This window comes from Oceanicaulis sp. UBA6590 (assembly GCF_002433705.1).
Taxonomy (GTDB): Bacteria; Pseudomonadota; Alphaproteobacteria; order Caulobacterales; family Maricaulaceae; genus Oceanicaulis.
The window spans coordinates 51,265-66,065 of sequence record NZ_DJIQ01000027.1; the positions used below are offsets into that span (position 1 = coordinate 51,265).

Sequence of the window (14,801 nt, forward strand, 5' to 3'; positions counted from 1 at the left end):
ATTGCTTCTGTCATGGGAGTTGGGCAAACAAGTCAGGAAGTTACGAGGCCCAGTATCGCTTGAGCGGCGTTGGCCGAAGGCGAGCCGCCAGCGCCGCGCATGTGCTCGGTGACCTCACGCAACCGTTTGGACACATCGGCCCGGCGTCCAGCGTCATCCAGCAACTCGCCGACGCTTTGCGCCAGCACGTCCCCGCGGCACCGGGTCTGGACATGTTCGGGGATCAGCATTTCATCCGCCGCAATATTGGCGAGCGAAATGTATTTCGATTTCATCAGGAAGAACCGCGCCGCCGCCCAGGCGAGCCAGCCCAGCCGGTAGGCCGCCACGGTCGGCACGCCCAACCTCGCCAGTTCCAGCGTTACGGTGCCCGAGCAGGCCAGCGCCGCATCGGCGGCATGGAAGGCGTCTCGCCGCTCATCACTCTCGACCACGATCAGATCCGCAAAGGCCGTCTCCGCTGCAATCATCTCCTGCGCCTGAGCCGCGATGGAGGATGCGAGCGGGGTGACGAATTTCAGGCCCGGGCGGTCGGCTTTCAGTCGTTTCACCGCGTCGGCGAAGCGCGGGAACAGACGCGTGAGCTCGGACTTGCGGCTGCCAAAGAGAATGAGAAGAAGCGGATCCGTCTCTGCAACCCCATGGCGCGCCCGGAAGGCGGGCCCGTCACCGCTGAGATCGCGCTCCAGCGCCGGATTGCCCACAAAGGTCACATCCATGCCGTGCTCGGTGAAATAGGGCGCGTCAAAGGGATGGATCGCCAGCAAATGATCAAAGGTGTCAGCCGCCACCTTGGCGCGCTCCCGTCGGGCGGCGAAGACCTGCGGCGCGACGTACTTGATCAGCGGCGTGTCAGGCAGGACCTCACGCAGTTTCCAGGCCGCGCGTAGCATGAACCCCCAGGAATCGATGAGAATGACGGCGTCGGCCTTAAAGGCTTTTGCGGCGTCTGCGGTTTCCTGCGCGCGTTGATGAACGAGGTTGATGATCTTCAGCCCATCAAACAGGCCAAAGACCGAAAGCTCTGAAATATCAAAGGGCGAGAGTGCGCCGCGTCTGGCCATTTCCGGGCCTCCGACTCCTGCGATTTCCACATCCGGTCGAAGCGCGCGCAGCGCGTCCATGAGATCGCCCGCGAGCGCATCACCGGATGGCTCTGCAGCGACGAGGAAGATCCGCGGTGCTCTCGCCAGATCTGATGGGGTTTCAGGCGTTTGCGTCATCCGCTGGCCCATCCATCTCTACAGCCCATACCGCCAGGCCCGCCGCGTCAGCCGCCTGACCGACCGCTGCGCGGCCCAGCACCATTGCGCCGCCCGCCGGGATCACGATGCCGGCCAGCCCGGCCCTGGCCGCGCCCTGCACGGTCGACACGCCGATGACCGGCAGATCAATGCGGCGCTCCTGACCCGGCTTGGGTCGCTTGGCGAGTACTCCCGAGCGGTTGAGCTCATCGCCCCGCAATTCGGCCGGCAGGCGTGCGACCCGGGCCAGCATCTGATCGGTGCCTTCCTGCGCCTCAACGGCCAGCACCAGCCCCTTGCAGACCACGGCCCCTTGCCCGATATCCTCAGCGCCCGTAACGCCCGCGACATGCAACGCCTTCTTGGCATCAGCCTCGGCAATGGCGTCAGGTCTGATCGAGCCGATCAGCCCGGGCTCCACCAGAAGCTCGTCTGCGATGTCATTGGCGCCAATCACCGTGAAACCCTCTTTTTCAAAGAAGCCCACGATCACCCTCAACAGAGCGTCATCGCCACGCGCCGCTGCTGCCAGCGCCTGAGGCAGGAAGGCCATGCCCTTGAGATCGGGTTTCAGCGCCGAGAAATCCGGCCGCGTCACAATGCCGGCAAAGCAGACGGCGTCGCAATCGGCCTGACGCAGATCCTTCACCACCTGTCCCAGCTGGGCGATGCCGCGAATGACCGGGCTGTCATAGCGCGTGGGATCGGCGAACCCCTTGAGAGCGATCACGCAGGCCAGTCGATCGCCTGTCTGCGCCGCACGCGCCACGTAGACGGGCAGATCCCCGCCCCCGGCGATCAGCCCGAGACGCTGGTAGACCGCCACACCTAGCGCCCTTCCGGCGAGCAGAGCGGGCGCTTGGCCGGCGTGCGGATGAACTCGACGATGTCCATGACTTCCGGCCGGTTCTCGAACAGTCGCGCCGCATCCTCGACCCGTTCGTGGAACGCGCCTTCATTGGCGAAGACCAGACGATAGGCGGCGCGCAGATCGTGGATGGCGTCCCGCGAGAAGCCGCGGCGCTTGAGACCCACAAGGTTCAGCCCGGCCAGCGCGCCCAGATTGTCCACCATGCCATAGGGGATGACATCGCCTGTCACCGGCGCTCCGCCGCCGATGAAGGCGTATTTGCCGATCCGGCACTGCTGGTGCAGCGCCGAGAGGCCGCCCATGATCACATAGTCGGCGACCGAGGAATCCCCGCCCAGCGTGGCGTTGTTGGCGAACACAACATGGTTGCCGACGGTGCAGTCATGGGCGACGTGCGCGCCGACCATGAAGAAGTTGTTTGAACCGACCTTGGTGATCCCCTTCGCGCCTTCCGTGCCCATATGCATGGTCACGTGCTCGCGCAGGGTGTTGTTGTCACCGATGATCAGACGCACATCGCCGCCCTTGAACTTGAAGTCCTGGGGCGGCTCGCCAAGTGCGACAAAGGGGTGGATCTTGCAATCCGCGCCAACTTCCAGATTGCCGTTCAGGCTGACATGGGAATGCAGTCGCGTGCGGTCTCCGATCTGAACGTTCGGACCGACAACGCAATACGGACCGATCTCGACGCCTTCGCCCAGGCGGGCGCTCTCGTCCACGATGGCGGTCGGGTGAATACTGGTGGTCATGTGAACTCCGTCAGGCTTCGCGCGGCGCAGACGTGGCCGAGAAGGTCGCGTCCGCGCATCTCACGCCATTCACGCGCGCCTCGCCCTTGAACTTGAAAACGCCGCGGCGATTGGCGGTGACTTCGACCGGCATTTCAAGCACGTCGCCAGGGCGCACGGGGCGCCGGAACTTCGCCTGCTCCACACCCATGAAATAGATCAGCGTATTGGAAATATCCGCATCAAGCGTCTTGGACATCAGGATCGCGCCGGTCTGGGCCATCGCCTCGATGATCAGGACGCCCGGCATCACCGGGTTTTCAGGAAAATGCCCCTGAAAATGCGGCTCGGCGGCAGACACGCATTTGAAACCGACAATGGACTCGCCTGGCACATAGCGCTCAGCGCGGTCCACCAGCAGAAAGGGATAGCGGTGCGGCAAGCGGCGCAGGATTTCGTCGGGCCCGATCGCGGTCTCAAGATCACTCATCAGTCTTCCTTTTTGCGCTCGGGTTTGGATTTGCGGCTCACTGCGCGGCGCAGCCAGGCCGTTTCGCGCATGAAACTCTGAATCGGCTGGGCCGGCGAACCCGCCCAGGTCTCACCTGCGGGCACGTCCTTCATGACGGCCGCGTCCGCCGCAAGGCGGGCGCCCTGCCCGATCTTCAGGTGGTCCGCCACGCCGACCCGACCGCCAAACTGGGCGCCGGCGCCAATGACCGTGCTGCCTGAAATGCCGGCGAAAGCAGCCATGACAGCATACTCGCCCACATCCACATTATGCGCGATATGGCACAGATTATCGATGCGCGCGCCCTTGCCGATGCGGGTGTCCTTGAGCATGCCGCGATCCACGGTCGCATTCGCGCCGAGCGTCGCCTCATCCTCGATGATCACGCGACCGAGATGCGGCAAGGTGAAGACCTCGCCATTCTCATAGGCCAGACCAAAGCCCGCTTCGCCCACAACCGCCCCGGCGGAAATCTCGCAGCGCGCGCCGACCAGGGCGCACTGGACATTCGCGCGCACGCCAATTCGGGCGTGATCTCCGATGACCACGCCCGGACCGATGATGGCGCCGGCCTCGATGCGGGCGTTCTCGCCGATCACCGCATCGGGACCGACGATGACGCCGGGCGCGAGACGCGCGCTGTTTGCGATGGTCGCTGTCGGATGGATGAAGTCCGGGCCGTCATGAAACCGGGGCGCCAGAAGGCGGGCTGCGGCCTTGGCGAATCCAGCGCGGGTCACCCGGTGCACAAGGACAGCCTGACAATGGGGCAGCGCCTCCGCCCAGCTGGCGTCCGGCACGATCGCCACTCCGGCCATGGGCGGTGTTTCCGGCGGCGCCTTGCCCGCCAGGAAGATGAGATCGCCCTCTCCGGCGGAGTCCGGCGTGGACACGTCAGAAACAGCGACATCGCCGTCGCCTATCAGATCAGATCCGATAAGCGCGGCGATGTCGGAAGCCTTGAGCGGACCGAGCCGCTCAAAAAATCGCGGGTCGGCCCCCATGTCAGACCAACCTTATTGCTGCTGTTGCTGAGCTTGCTGGGTCGGCACGCGAACGCGGTTCACCGGCGTGGTGGTGATGCGCTGGTTCAGGCGCTCGATGGCGGACTGGGTGATGTCCACGGAGTCGCGAGCGTACACGATCGCGGAGCGGTCAATCAGAACGTCCGCATTGCGCTCGTTGACGATCTCCTGCAGCACTTCCTGCAGCACGGGCAGCACCGGGCGCATGGCCTGCTGCTCGGTGGCCGCCAGCTCCTGACCGCGAAGACGGCGGGTCTGCTCGAAGGTCGCGGCGTCGCGTTGCAGGCTTTCATAGCGGGCCGCCAGGTCCGGGCGCTGACGGATCGCGTCTTCAGACAGCGCGGAGAGCTCGGCGTTCAGCGCTTCGCTTTCGGACTGGATCGCAGCCTGTTGCGGCTCGAGCTCAGCCTGGATTTCCTGGCCGATGGCCTCCAGGCGGGTAGCGATGTGCTGACCGACCGCGCTTTCACGCAGGATGCGCTGTTCGTTCATGACCAGCACGCTCTGGGCGTAGCTCGCGGCGCTGAAGCCGAGGCTCAGGACCAGCGCGGCTGAAAGCATGCGCAGCGGGCGCATGGCGGCGAAAAACTGACGTTTCATGAGTCTAGAACCCCGTTCGAGTGCTGAAGCGGAAGAACGCCCCTTGGTCGTAATCTTCCTTGATGAAGGCATGCGCCAGGTCAAACCGCACCGGGCCGAAGGGAGAATCCCAGAAGATGCTCATCCCGGCCGATGCGCGCAGCGCAAGGTCGTCGACAGTGTAGATGGCCGTATCCGAGCCATCATCGGCAATCTGGTCCTCGTCAGGCAGAAGACCGACCGTGCCGAATTCGGTGAACAGGCTGCCCCGGATGCCGTATTGCTCCGGCAGGCCCAGCGGGAAGCCCATTTCAAATGCGCCAATGGCGTAGAAATTGCCGCCCAGGGCGTCGCCCGAGACGAATTCATCACCATCCTCGAGCGCTTCCGCACGACGCTGGACCACGCGCGGGCCAATGCCGGCGGTTTCAAAACCGCGGAAGGAATTGCCGCCCTTGAAGAAGCGGTCGTTGATCCGCGCGGTATCCCCGCCCCAGGAGAAGAGATAGCCCGTCGAACCCGTAGCGCTGAAGACCAGGCGGTCGCGCCAGACGCTGCGATAGATGCCGCCCTGCAGTTCCGAACGCACATAGCGCACATCACCGCCAAAGCCTGCGAAGTCCTGGTTGAAGCTCAGCTGGAAGCCGCGAGTCGGTTCACGGAAATCGTCCGTGCGGTTCCAGCGCAGCGAATAGCCCATCAGAGAGGTGATGCGGGAGCCGGCGGCGCGCTGGATGGATTCCGACACACCCGAATAGGTGCGCACATCGTCCGTCCGCAGGGTGTAGTTCACGCCAGCCTGCACGGCGCGCGTGAGCGGGAAGCCTGCACGCAGGGTGAAACCGGTGGATTCGGTTTCAAACGACGCCTCGCGCGAGAAGTCGGACCGGACGCGGAACAGGTCAAAACCCGCCGCCAGATTCCGGTCCAGGAAACGCGGCTCGGTGAAGCGGATATCGATCTGTTGCTGGCGCGAGCTGGTGGAGACCCGCAGGCGCAGGAACTGCCCCCGACCGCGCAGATTGCGTTCCGAAATCGAGAAGTCGACCAGGAAGGAATCCGTCGAGGAGAAACCGGCGCCGAAGGCCAGTTCGCCCGTAGGCTGTTCGGTCACCCGAACCTGGACCTGGGCGCGATCAGGCGCGCTGCCTTGCACCGGCTCGACTTCCACATCCTCAAAGAAGCCCAGCTGTCCCACGCGGGAGCGCGACACGTTCACCAGCGCCTGGTTGAAGGCGTCGCCCTCCACAAGGTCCAGCTCACGACGGATGACGCGATCCAGGGTCCGGGTGTTGCCGATGATGTCGATGCGCTCGATGTAGACCCGCGGGCTTTCCTCGATAACGAAGGTGATGTCGACGGTCTGATCTTCACGGTTCAGAGAGACGCGCGGGCTGACATCCACGAAGGCGTAGCCGGCGGCGCCCGCCGCAAAGGTCAGGGAGTCGGTCGCATCCTCGATCAGGCTGCCCACGTACAGGCGGCCTGGCTGCGTCGGCAGGACCGCTTCGAGATAATCGGTGTTGAGATCGGAAATCTCGGTTTCGACTTCGATTTCGCCGAAATTGTAACGCTCGCCCTCATCCATGGTGAAGGTGACGTAGAATTCCGACTGGTCCGGCGCGAGTTCCGCCGAGACCGAGGTCACGCGGAAATCCGCAAAGCCGCGGTCATTGTAGAATGTCCGCAGCTGTTCACGGTCGTACTCGATCCGGTCAGGATCGTAATTGTCATTCGAGCTGAAGAATTTCCACCAGCGCGCCTCGGTCGTCACGATCTCGCCGCGCAGGCGACGGTCGGAATACGCCTCGTTGCCCACAAAGGAAATGCGCTCAACACCGGTCACCGGGCCTTCGGAAATCTCGAACACCAGATCCACACGGTTCTGGGGCAGTTCGACGATCTGCGGCGTCACCTGGGCGGCGAAACGACCGGATCGACGATAGACTTCCAGAATGCGCTGCACATCGGACTGCACGCGCGAACGGGTGAAGATGGCGCGCGCCTGAAGCTCGATCTCGTCGGTGATCTTGTCATCGCCGATGGCGCGATTGCCTTCAAGAATCACGCGGTTGACGATCGGGTTCTCCTCCACGAACAGCACCATGGAGGCTCCGTCGATCGCAACGCGGACGTCAGAGAACAGGTTCGTGCTGTACAGCGTCTGGATGGACAGGTTGATGAGGCGGGGATTGGGCAGGTCGCCCGGCTGGATCAGCAGGTAGGACAGGATCGTATCCGCTTCCACCCGCTCATTGCCTTCCACGAGGATCTGCAGGATCGGCTGCTGGCGGACTTGCTGGGTCTCTGCGGACGGCTCGGCCTGAATCTCGGGCTGGCCTTGGTTAACATCCGCATCCTGCGCAAGGCTCGCACCTGCGCAGAAGACGCTCAGGAGCGCCGCCGCCAATCCCTTGAAGATCACATTCATGAAAGGCCCTCGTCCCTCGCCTGCGACGCCCCCATCACAGGAACTGACCGCGCAGATAACTCAAATCATTCCAAGTGGCCACCACGAACATGGCCAGAATAAAGCCGAGTCCCAGCCGGAACCCCAATTCCTGAACGGACGGGCTCGGCGGGCGTTTAGCTATAGCTTCATAGGCGTAGTACACAAGGTGACCGCCGTCGAGAACCGGAATGGGCAGAAGATTCATTAACCCCAGTCCAACGCTCAGAAGCGCGGACAGCGCGATCATGACAATCAGCAGTCGCTCGAGCCGGACCAGCAGCCCGATGGGTTGCGCGGCGCCATTGTCGCTTACGGCCAGGTTCGCCAGCTGTCCGGCCGTGGTCGCGATTCCGACAGGCCCGTTGATATGCTCGGTTGACGCCCGCCCGGTCACCAGACGGGACAGATAGCTGACAATGGTTCCGGTCGTATCGACAGTGCGTGTGACGCCATAGATCGGCGCCTCCCAGATCGCCGGGCGATAGATCACCCGTTCCGCCTCGGTCGAACTGCGGATGCCGATCGTGCCCAGCGGACGCTCCCCGCCCAGATTGTCGTCGCGCATGACCCGTGCCGGCGTGACATTCAGCAAGACCCGCTCGCCATTGCGCTCCACGGTGACCGAGATCGGCTGCCCGGCGCGGGTGACCACATATTCGGTCATGTCCGTGAAGCCCTCAATGGGCGTGTTGTCCATCCGGACGACCACATCTCCGGGCTGGAACCCGGCTTGCTGGGCGGGACTGTCCTCCATGACTTCGCCCACCAGCGGCTCCAGCCGGGATTCGCCCTGCACCACGCCCAGAATGGCGAACAGCACAATCGCCAGCAGGAAGTTGGCCAAGGGGCCGGCTGCGACGATGAAGGCGCGTTGCCCGACCGGTTTGAAATGCAGAACGCTGTCTGGATCCGGATGCTCGCGCCGCAGCTCTTCAAGCGTTTCATAGTCGGGCGCGCTGGCGGCGTTGGCGTCGCCTCGAAACTGCACGAAGCCGCCCAGCGGCAGGGCGCTCACCTTCCAGACCGTGCCCAGCCTGTCGGTGCGGGAAAACAGCGTCGGCCCAAAGCCCATGGAGAAGGCGTCCGCATGCACGCCGCACATCCGTCCGGCCCAGTAATGACCGAGCTCATGGATGATCACGACGAAGCCCATCACAAGGATGAAGGCGAAGATGGACAGGGTTCCTGACCCAAGCCAGTCGAGCATGTAGTCTCCTTACGCAACGCCCGGTTCAGCGGGATCGCTGCTTAACTGCGTCGGTCGCCAACCGGCGTCCCTGTCGGTCTACGTCCAACACAGTCTCAAAGTCAGATGGCTCGACCGCAGCGACGCCATCCTTCTCCCCTCTTTCCAGAGAGTCCGAAACGCATGCGGCGATGTCAAGAAAGCCAATCTGACCATTCAGAAAGGCGGCGACGGCCACTTCGTTGGCGGCGTTGAAGATCGCCGGCGCGCCCTTGCCCGCATCGAACGCGGCGCGCGCCAGGCCCAGGGCGGGAAACCGCACGGGATCAGGCGCTTCGAAAGTAAGCTGACTGAGCAGCGCCAGATCAAGGCGCTCGACGGGCGTCTCGATCCGGTCCGGCCACGCCAGGGCATGTGCGATCGGGGTGCGCATGTCCGGCATGCCCAGCTGGGCGAGCATGCCGCCATCGGCATATTCCACCAGTCCGTGGATGATGGATTCAGGATGCACCAGCACATCCACATCGCTGTGGGGCAAGCCGAACAGATGACAGGCCTCGATGATTTCGAGCCCCTTGTTCATCATCGTGGCGCTATCGACGGAAATCTTTGCGCCCATGCTCCAGGTCGGATGGGCGACGGCCTGGGCGGGGCTGGCTTGCCCCATCTGCTCCAGCGTCCAGCTTCGAAAGGGCCCGCCAGATGCAGTAAGAATGATGCGACGCACGCGATCGCGCTGGCGCTCGTCGAACGCCTGGAAAATGGCGTTATGCTCGGAATCCACCGGCAACAGGCGCGCGCCGGCGTCACGCGCCGCACGCATGAAGAGATCGCCCGCACACACAAGGGCTTCCTTGTTGGCGAAGGCCACGGCCGCGCCGCGCTTGACCGCTTCCAGGGTCGGCGGCAAGCCAGCCGCTCCCACAATGGCCGCCATCACCCAGTCCGCAGACAGACGCGCCGCTTCGCAGATGGCGTCAGGTCCTGCGCCCGAGCGGATGGCTGTGCCTTTCAGCGCCGCCTCCAGCGCCGATCCGGCTTCTGGCGCGGCGACCGCACAGAATCGTGCGCCCGTCCGGATTGCGAGTTGCGCCAGCTCATCGGCCTGAGTGTTCGCCGTCAGCGCGACGATCTCGAAGGCGCCCTCCGGCGCGCGCTCAATCAGATCCAGCGTCGCCCGCCCTACCGATCCGGTCGCGCCGAGGATTGTGACTTTCCGCGCGCTCATGCGCTTCCTCCCGGCCATCCGCCTGGTCCGAACAGGGACCAGACGCCGGCGAACAAAGCGGCCATCATCAGGGCGTCCACGCGATCAAGCACGCCGCCATGGCCGGGTATCACCGTACCCGCATCCTTGACGCCGAACCGACGCTTGGCCAGCGACATCAGCAGATCGCCCGCCACCGCCGCCACAGCCGTGGGCGCCGCCAGAAGCGCGCCATGACGCGGATCCCATCCGGCCCACCAGGCGGCGAAGGCGCCGGCGATCACGCCAAAGGCCAGCCCGGCCACCAGTCCGGACCAGGTCTTGTTCGGGCTGGCGGCCGGAAGCAGCTTCCACCCGCCCAGCCAGGAGCCGGCCAGATAGGCGAAGGTGTCCGCCGCCCAGACCACGCTGATCAGAAAGACGATGCCGGCGAGTCCGGCCATGTCGTCCGTACGCAGTACGGCGAGGACTGCAGCGGCCAGCGCGACATAGGCGACCCCGAACAGGGCCTCGAGACCGCGCTCGCGCGGCTTGCGGTCCAGATAGGCCGCCAGAGCGCCCGCCGCGATCCAGACTGCTGCGCCATAAAGCTCGAGCTCACTCGCCAGCAACACGCCGCCCACCGCCGTGCCCGTGGCAATGGCGAAGGCGCGTGGAGGCGCATCACGATCTGACATCCGCACCCATTCCCAGGCCATGGCGGCGGCGAAAGCCGCGATGAAGATGGAAAAGGCCACCCCGCCCCAGAGGATCATGCCGATCGCGACCGGCGCCAGCACCAGCGCCGACAGCACCCGGCGTGAGAACATCGGGTCGCCCCGCCTCAATCTTGACGGGTTGATGGGCGGCTCGGTCGAGGGGTCTTCAGCCATGACGCACGCCGCCATAGCGGCGATCGCGACTCGCAAATTCAGCGATCGCACGCTGGAAAGCGGCTTTGTCGAAATCGGGCCAGAGAATGTCCATGAAGACAAACTCGGCATAAGCCGCCTGCCAGAGCAGGAAGTTCGAGATTCGATACTCGCCGCTGGTCCGGATCACGAGGTCCGGATCAGGCAGAGCCGCCGTATCGAGATACTGACCGAAATCAGCTTCGGTCAGCGCGGAAAGGTCCCCGTCAAGCGCAACGGCGGCGCGACGCGCGGCGCGGACGATCTCATCACGTCCGCCGTAATTGAATGCGATGTTGAGAGAGAAGGCGTCATTCGCCTCTGTCCGGGTCTCAACGGTCTCGATGAGCTTGAGAAGCTCCTCGCTGAGACCTTCACGGCGCCCCAGAACGCGCACTCTCACGCCCTCGGCGTGAAGGCGGTCCAGATCGGCCGCCACGAACCGGCGCAAAAGCTCGAACAGCGCTTCCACTTCCGCAGCGGGCCGGCTCCAGTTCTCGGTCGAGAAACTGAACAGGGTGAGATGGCGCACGCCCAGTTCACCGGCGGCGCGCACCGCCTCACGAACCGCTTCAACCCCCTTGCGATGACCAAAGGCGCGCGGACGGCCCCGCGACGCCGCCCAGCGTCCATTGCCATCCATGATGATGGCGACGTGCTGCGGCGTCGGGCCGAACGGTTCGGTCTCGCTCATGGGAACGGCCCTCCCGCCGTCACAGGGCGCTCAGATCGAGCGCCCGTCCAATCAGACCTGAGTGATTTCTTCCTGCTTGGTCTTCAGCAGCGCATCAATGGCGGCGACCTTGGTATCGGTCAGCTTCTGGATCTGGTCCGCCAGCTTCTTGTGCTGGTCTTCGCTGATCTCGCCGTCTTTCTCGTCCTTCTTGAGCTGGTCCATGCCGTCGCGACGCACATTGCGCACGGCGATGCGGGCATTCTCGGCATAAGAACCGGCGGTTTTGGCGAGTTCGACACGGCGCTCTTCATTGAGCGGCGGGATCGGGATGCGCAAGGTCTCGCCTTCAGACACCGGGTTCAGACCCAGCGAGGAATTGCGAATCGCTTTCTCCACAGCGCCGACCAGGGTTTTGTCCCAAACGCTGATCGTGACCATGCGCGGTTCGGGGACCGACACATTGCCGACCTGGTTGATCGGGGTCAGCGCGCCATAGGCCTCGACCTTGATCGGGTCGAGCAGGCTCGCGCTGGCGCGGCCCGTGCGCAGACCGCCGAATTCCTTCTTCAGCGAGTCAATCGCGCCATCCATGCGGCGCTCGATGTCTTTGATGTCGAAACCGGACATGTCCGTGTCTCCCCTTTATGTATCGGGCGCGTCTTAGCCGCCCACGACCGTGCAGACGCCCTCGCCATCCAGAACCCGGGCGAGACCGCCCTGCTCACGAATGTTGAAGACCACGATCGGTATCTGGTTGTCGCGCATCAGCGTCACCGCCGATGCATCCATAACTTTCAGATCGCGCGCCAGAACGTCGATATAGTCAAGGCGTTCAAACCGTTCGGCCTGCGGATTCTTGCGCGGGTCATCATCATAGACGCCATCCACGCTGGTGCCTTTGAACAAGGCGTCACACCCCATCTCGGCAGCGCGCAGCGCCGCCGCCGTATCGGTGGTGAAAAACGGATTGCCCGTGCCGGCCGCAAAGATCACCACGCGACCGCGTTCCATATGGCGCACGGCGCGGCGGCGGATATAGGGCTCGCACACCGTGGTCATGGGAATGGCGGACTGGACGCGGGTTTGCACGCCGACGCGCTCGAGCGCGGTCTGCATGGCCAGGGCGTTCATCACGGTCGCCAGCATGCCCATATAGTCGGCTGCGGCGCGTTCCATGCCCTTGGCGGCGGCGGTGAGGCCGCGAAAAATATTCCCGCCGCCGATCACGAGGCAAAGCTCGTAACCGGCTTCAACCGCCTCACCCACTTCGCGGGCGATGCGATCGGCGGTGTTCATGTCGATGCCGTAGGGCTGATCGCCCATCAGGGCTTCACCGGAAACCTTCAAAAGCACCCGTTTGTACGGGCCCTTAGGCGTTTTTGACGGTCGGTCCTCGGTGTCAGTCACGGCAATCTCCGCATGAATGCTGTCTTCAGATGGAATCCGGCCCGGACGTGTATACACAAGCCCGGGCCGAAAATCTTAGCCTTTGGCGACGGCTGCGACTTCTGCGGCGAAGTCTTCTTCTTTCTTCTCGACGCCTTCGCCCAGAACCATGCGGACAAAGCCGGTCAGTTCAATCGGGGCGCCCGCCTCGGCTTCAGCTGCTTTCACGGCTTCGCCAACGGTCTTGTCGGTGTCGAACACGAAGACCTGCTTGAGAAGCACGACTTCTTCGTAGAATTTGCGCAGGCGGCCTTCGACCATCTTCTCGATTATCTGCTCGGGCTTGCCGGATTCACGAGCCTGGCCCGCGAACACTTCACGCTCTTTCTCGACCACAGCCTGGTCCAGCTCGCCCTCATGGACGGCCAGAGCCGCTGCCGGAGACGCCGCCGCGACGTGCATCGCGATCTTGCGGCCCAGCTCGGCCAGAACGGCCTTGTCGCCTTCAGACTTCAGCGCGACCAGAACGCCGATCTTGCCCATGCCGTCGCCCGCTGCGTTGTGCACGTAAGCGGCCACAACGCCCGGATCCACGGACAGGGTTTCGACGCGACGCACCGACATGTTTTCGCCGATCTTGGCGATCAGGTCGGTCATGGTGTCTTCGACGGACTTGCCGGCAGAGGTCTGAGCCGATTTGAGCGCTTCGAGGTCGCCCGCATTGATCGCGAGGCCCGCAACTTCAGCGACGGCTTTCTGGAACAGCTCGTTCCGGGCCACGAAGTCGGTTTCAGCGTTCACTTCAACCGCAGCAGCGGCCATGCCGGCGCCACGCTCTTCAGCCTTGACGGCCACCAGGCCTTCAGCGGCGACGCGGTCAGCCTTCTTGGCGGCCTTGGACAGGCCTTTCTTGCGCAGCCAGTCGATGGCGGCTTCCATGTCGCCGTCAACTTCCACAAGCGCCTTCTTGGCGTCCATCATGCCCGCGCCGGATTTGTCGCGGAGCTCTTTGACGAGAGCGGCGGTGATCTGAGCCATGGGGAGGTCTCCTTGGATCGCGCTTTGGCGCTATTAGGATTTGGCGTCTTCAGCCGGCGCTTCGACAGCGACAGCTTCTTCGGCCTTGGGTTCTTCAGAGGCGGCTTCACCCTCTTCCAGGCCCAGCACGACGTCGCTCGGCATGTCAGATTCGCCCAGATCCATGCCCAGAGCGGCCTGGCTGTCGGAGATGCCGTCCAGAACGGCGTCAGCGATCAGGTCGCAGTACAGCGACAGGGCGCGGGAGGCGTCGTCATTGCCCGGGATCGGGAAATCGATCGGATCGGGATCGCAGTTGGTGTCGACCACGGCGACGACCGGGATGCCCAGGCGCTTGGCTTCCTGGATGGCGATGGACTCCTTGTTGGTGTCGATCACGAACATCAGGTCCGGGGTGCCGCCCATTTCCTTGATGCCGCCGAGAGAGCGTTCAAGCTTCTCGCGCTCGCGGGTCAGCATCAGGATTTCCTTCTTGGTCAGACCGGTCGGGCCGCCTTCGGCGTCCAGCAGGGACTCCAGCTCGCGCAGACGCGCGATGGACTTGGAAATGGTCTGCCAGTTGGTGAGCGTGCCGCCCAGCCAGCGGTGGTTCATGTAGTATTGCGCGCAGCGCGACGCCGCCTGAGAGATCGGCTCGGCGGCCTGACGCTTGGTGCCCACGAACAGAACGCGACCGCCCTTGGCGGCGACTTCACGCACCTTCACCAGGGCCTGGTGCAGCATCGGAACGGTCTGGGACAGATCGATGATGTGGATGTTGGCGCGTTCGCCGAAGATGTATTCCTTCATCTTCGGGTTCCAACGGTGGGTCTGGTGACCAAAGTGACAGCCGGCTTCAAGCAGCTGGCGCATGGAGAATTCAGGAAGAGCCATGATTTCGGGTCCTTTTCCGGTTGGCCTCCACGGAGCGGAGCCGCGCCTCATGCCCAGAACCGGAAGCGGTTTTCAGGCACGACTTGCGACACCGGAGCGACTTTTCACCATGAAAAGCCGAAGCTCCGCGTGCGG

Annotated in this window: 15 protein-coding genes; all 15 read right to left on the bottom strand. The window is 63.9% G+C overall.

Annotated elements, in window-relative coordinates; translation table 11 throughout:
• Nucleotides 1–32: 32 nt before the first annotated feature.
• Nucleotides 33–1,223, bottom strand: coding sequence for a lipid-A-disaccharide synthase (lpxB, locus tag B2Z70_RS06110; RefSeq protein WP_292982003.1), 1,191 nt, complete (start codon nt 1,221–1,223; stop codon nt 33–35).
• Nucleotides 1,207–2,070, bottom strand: coding sequence for an LpxI family protein (locus B2Z70_RS06115; protein WP_292982004.1), 864 nt, complete (start codon nt 2,068–2,070; stop codon nt 1,207–1,209). Before B2Z70_RS06115 ends, lpxB begins: the two co-directional genes overlap by 17 nt.
• Before the next feature lie 2 nt (nt 2,071–2,072).
• On the bottom strand, nt 2,073–2,864 hold the full coding sequence (lpxA, locus tag B2Z70_RS06120) for an acyl-ACP--UDP-N-acetylglucosamine O-acyltransferase (protein ID WP_009800947.1): 792 nt from the start codon (nt 2,862–2,864) through the stop codon (nt 2,073–2,075).
• A 10-nt stretch (nt 2,865–2,874) separates the two neighbouring features.
• Entirely contained in the window at nt 2,875–3,333 is a 459-nt protein-coding gene (gene fabZ / locus B2Z70_RS06125; RefSeq protein ID WP_009800948.1) for a 3-hydroxyacyl-ACP dehydratase FabZ, read from the bottom strand.
• Nucleotides 3,333–4,358: a UDP-3-O-(3-hydroxymyristoyl)glucosamine N-acyltransferase gene (gene lpxD / locus B2Z70_RS06130; RefSeq protein WP_292982005.1), complete on the bottom strand. Its 1,026-nt coding sequence runs from the start codon at nt 4,356–4,358 to the stop codon at nt 3,333–3,335. Before lpxD ends, fabZ begins: the two co-directional genes overlap by 1 nt.
• Before the next feature lie 12 nt (nt 4,359–4,370).
• A complete protein-coding gene (locus B2Z70_RS06135; RefSeq protein WP_009800950.1) occupies nt 4,371–4,979 on the bottom strand; it encodes an OmpH/Skp family outer membrane protein in 609 nt (202 codons plus the stop codon).
• A gap of 4 nt (nt 4,980–4,983) precedes the next feature.
• Entirely contained in the window at nt 4,984–7,389 is a 2,406-nt protein-coding gene (gene bamA / locus B2Z70_RS06140) for an outer membrane protein assembly factor BamA (RefSeq protein WP_009800951.1), read from the bottom strand.
• 34 nt (nt 7,390–7,423) lie between these two features.
• The gene (locus tag B2Z70_RS06145) at nt 7,424–8,617 is read right to left on the bottom strand and encodes a M50 family metallopeptidase (protein WP_292982006.1); all 1,194 of its coding nucleotides are present in this window, start codon (nt 8,615–8,617) and stop codon (nt 7,424–7,426) included.
• 25 nt (nt 8,618–8,642) lie between these two features.
• Nucleotides 8,643–9,824: a 1-deoxy-D-xylulose-5-phosphate reductoisomerase gene (gene dxr / locus B2Z70_RS06150; protein WP_292982007.1), complete on the bottom strand. Its 1,182-nt coding sequence runs from the start codon at nt 9,822–9,824 to the stop codon at nt 8,643–8,645.
• A complete protein-coding gene (locus tag B2Z70_RS06155) occupies nt 9,821–10,675 on the bottom strand; it encodes a phosphatidate cytidylyltransferase (RefSeq protein WP_292982008.1) in 855 nt (284 codons plus the stop codon). Before B2Z70_RS06155 ends, dxr begins: the two co-directional genes overlap by 4 nt.
• The gene (gene uppS, locus B2Z70_RS06160; protein ID WP_292982009.1) at nt 10,668–11,387 is read right to left on the bottom strand and encodes a polyprenyl diphosphate synthase; all 720 of its coding nucleotides are present in this window, start codon (nt 11,385–11,387) and stop codon (nt 10,668–10,670) included. Before uppS ends, B2Z70_RS06155 begins: the two co-directional genes overlap by 8 nt.
• A gap of 51 nt (nt 11,388–11,438) precedes the next feature.
• Nucleotides 11,439–11,996 (bottom strand): ribosome recycling factor, encoded by a 558-nt coding sequence (gene frr / locus B2Z70_RS06165; RefSeq protein WP_292982010.1) that lies wholly within the window; start codon nt 11,994–11,996, stop codon nt 11,439–11,441.
• 33 nt (nt 11,997–12,029) lie between these two features.
• Nucleotides 12,030–12,776, bottom strand: coding sequence for a UMP kinase (pyrH, locus tag B2Z70_RS06170; protein ID WP_292982011.1), 747 nt, complete (start codon nt 12,774–12,776; stop codon nt 12,030–12,032).
• 75 nt (nt 12,777–12,851) lie between these two features.
• Nucleotides 12,852–13,793 (bottom strand): translation elongation factor Ts, encoded by a 942-nt coding sequence (tsf, locus tag B2Z70_RS06175; protein ID WP_292982012.1) that lies wholly within the window; start codon nt 13,791–13,793, stop codon nt 12,852–12,854.
• A gap of 33 nt (nt 13,794–13,826) precedes the next feature.
• Nucleotides 13,827–14,666 carry a 30S ribosomal protein S2 gene (rpsB, locus tag B2Z70_RS06180; RefSeq protein ID WP_292982013.1) on the bottom strand — a complete coding sequence of 280 codons (840 nt, stop codon included), beginning with the start codon at nt 14,664–14,666 and terminating at the stop codon, nt 13,827–13,829.
• Between the last annotated feature and the right edge of the window lie 135 nt (nt 14,667–14,801).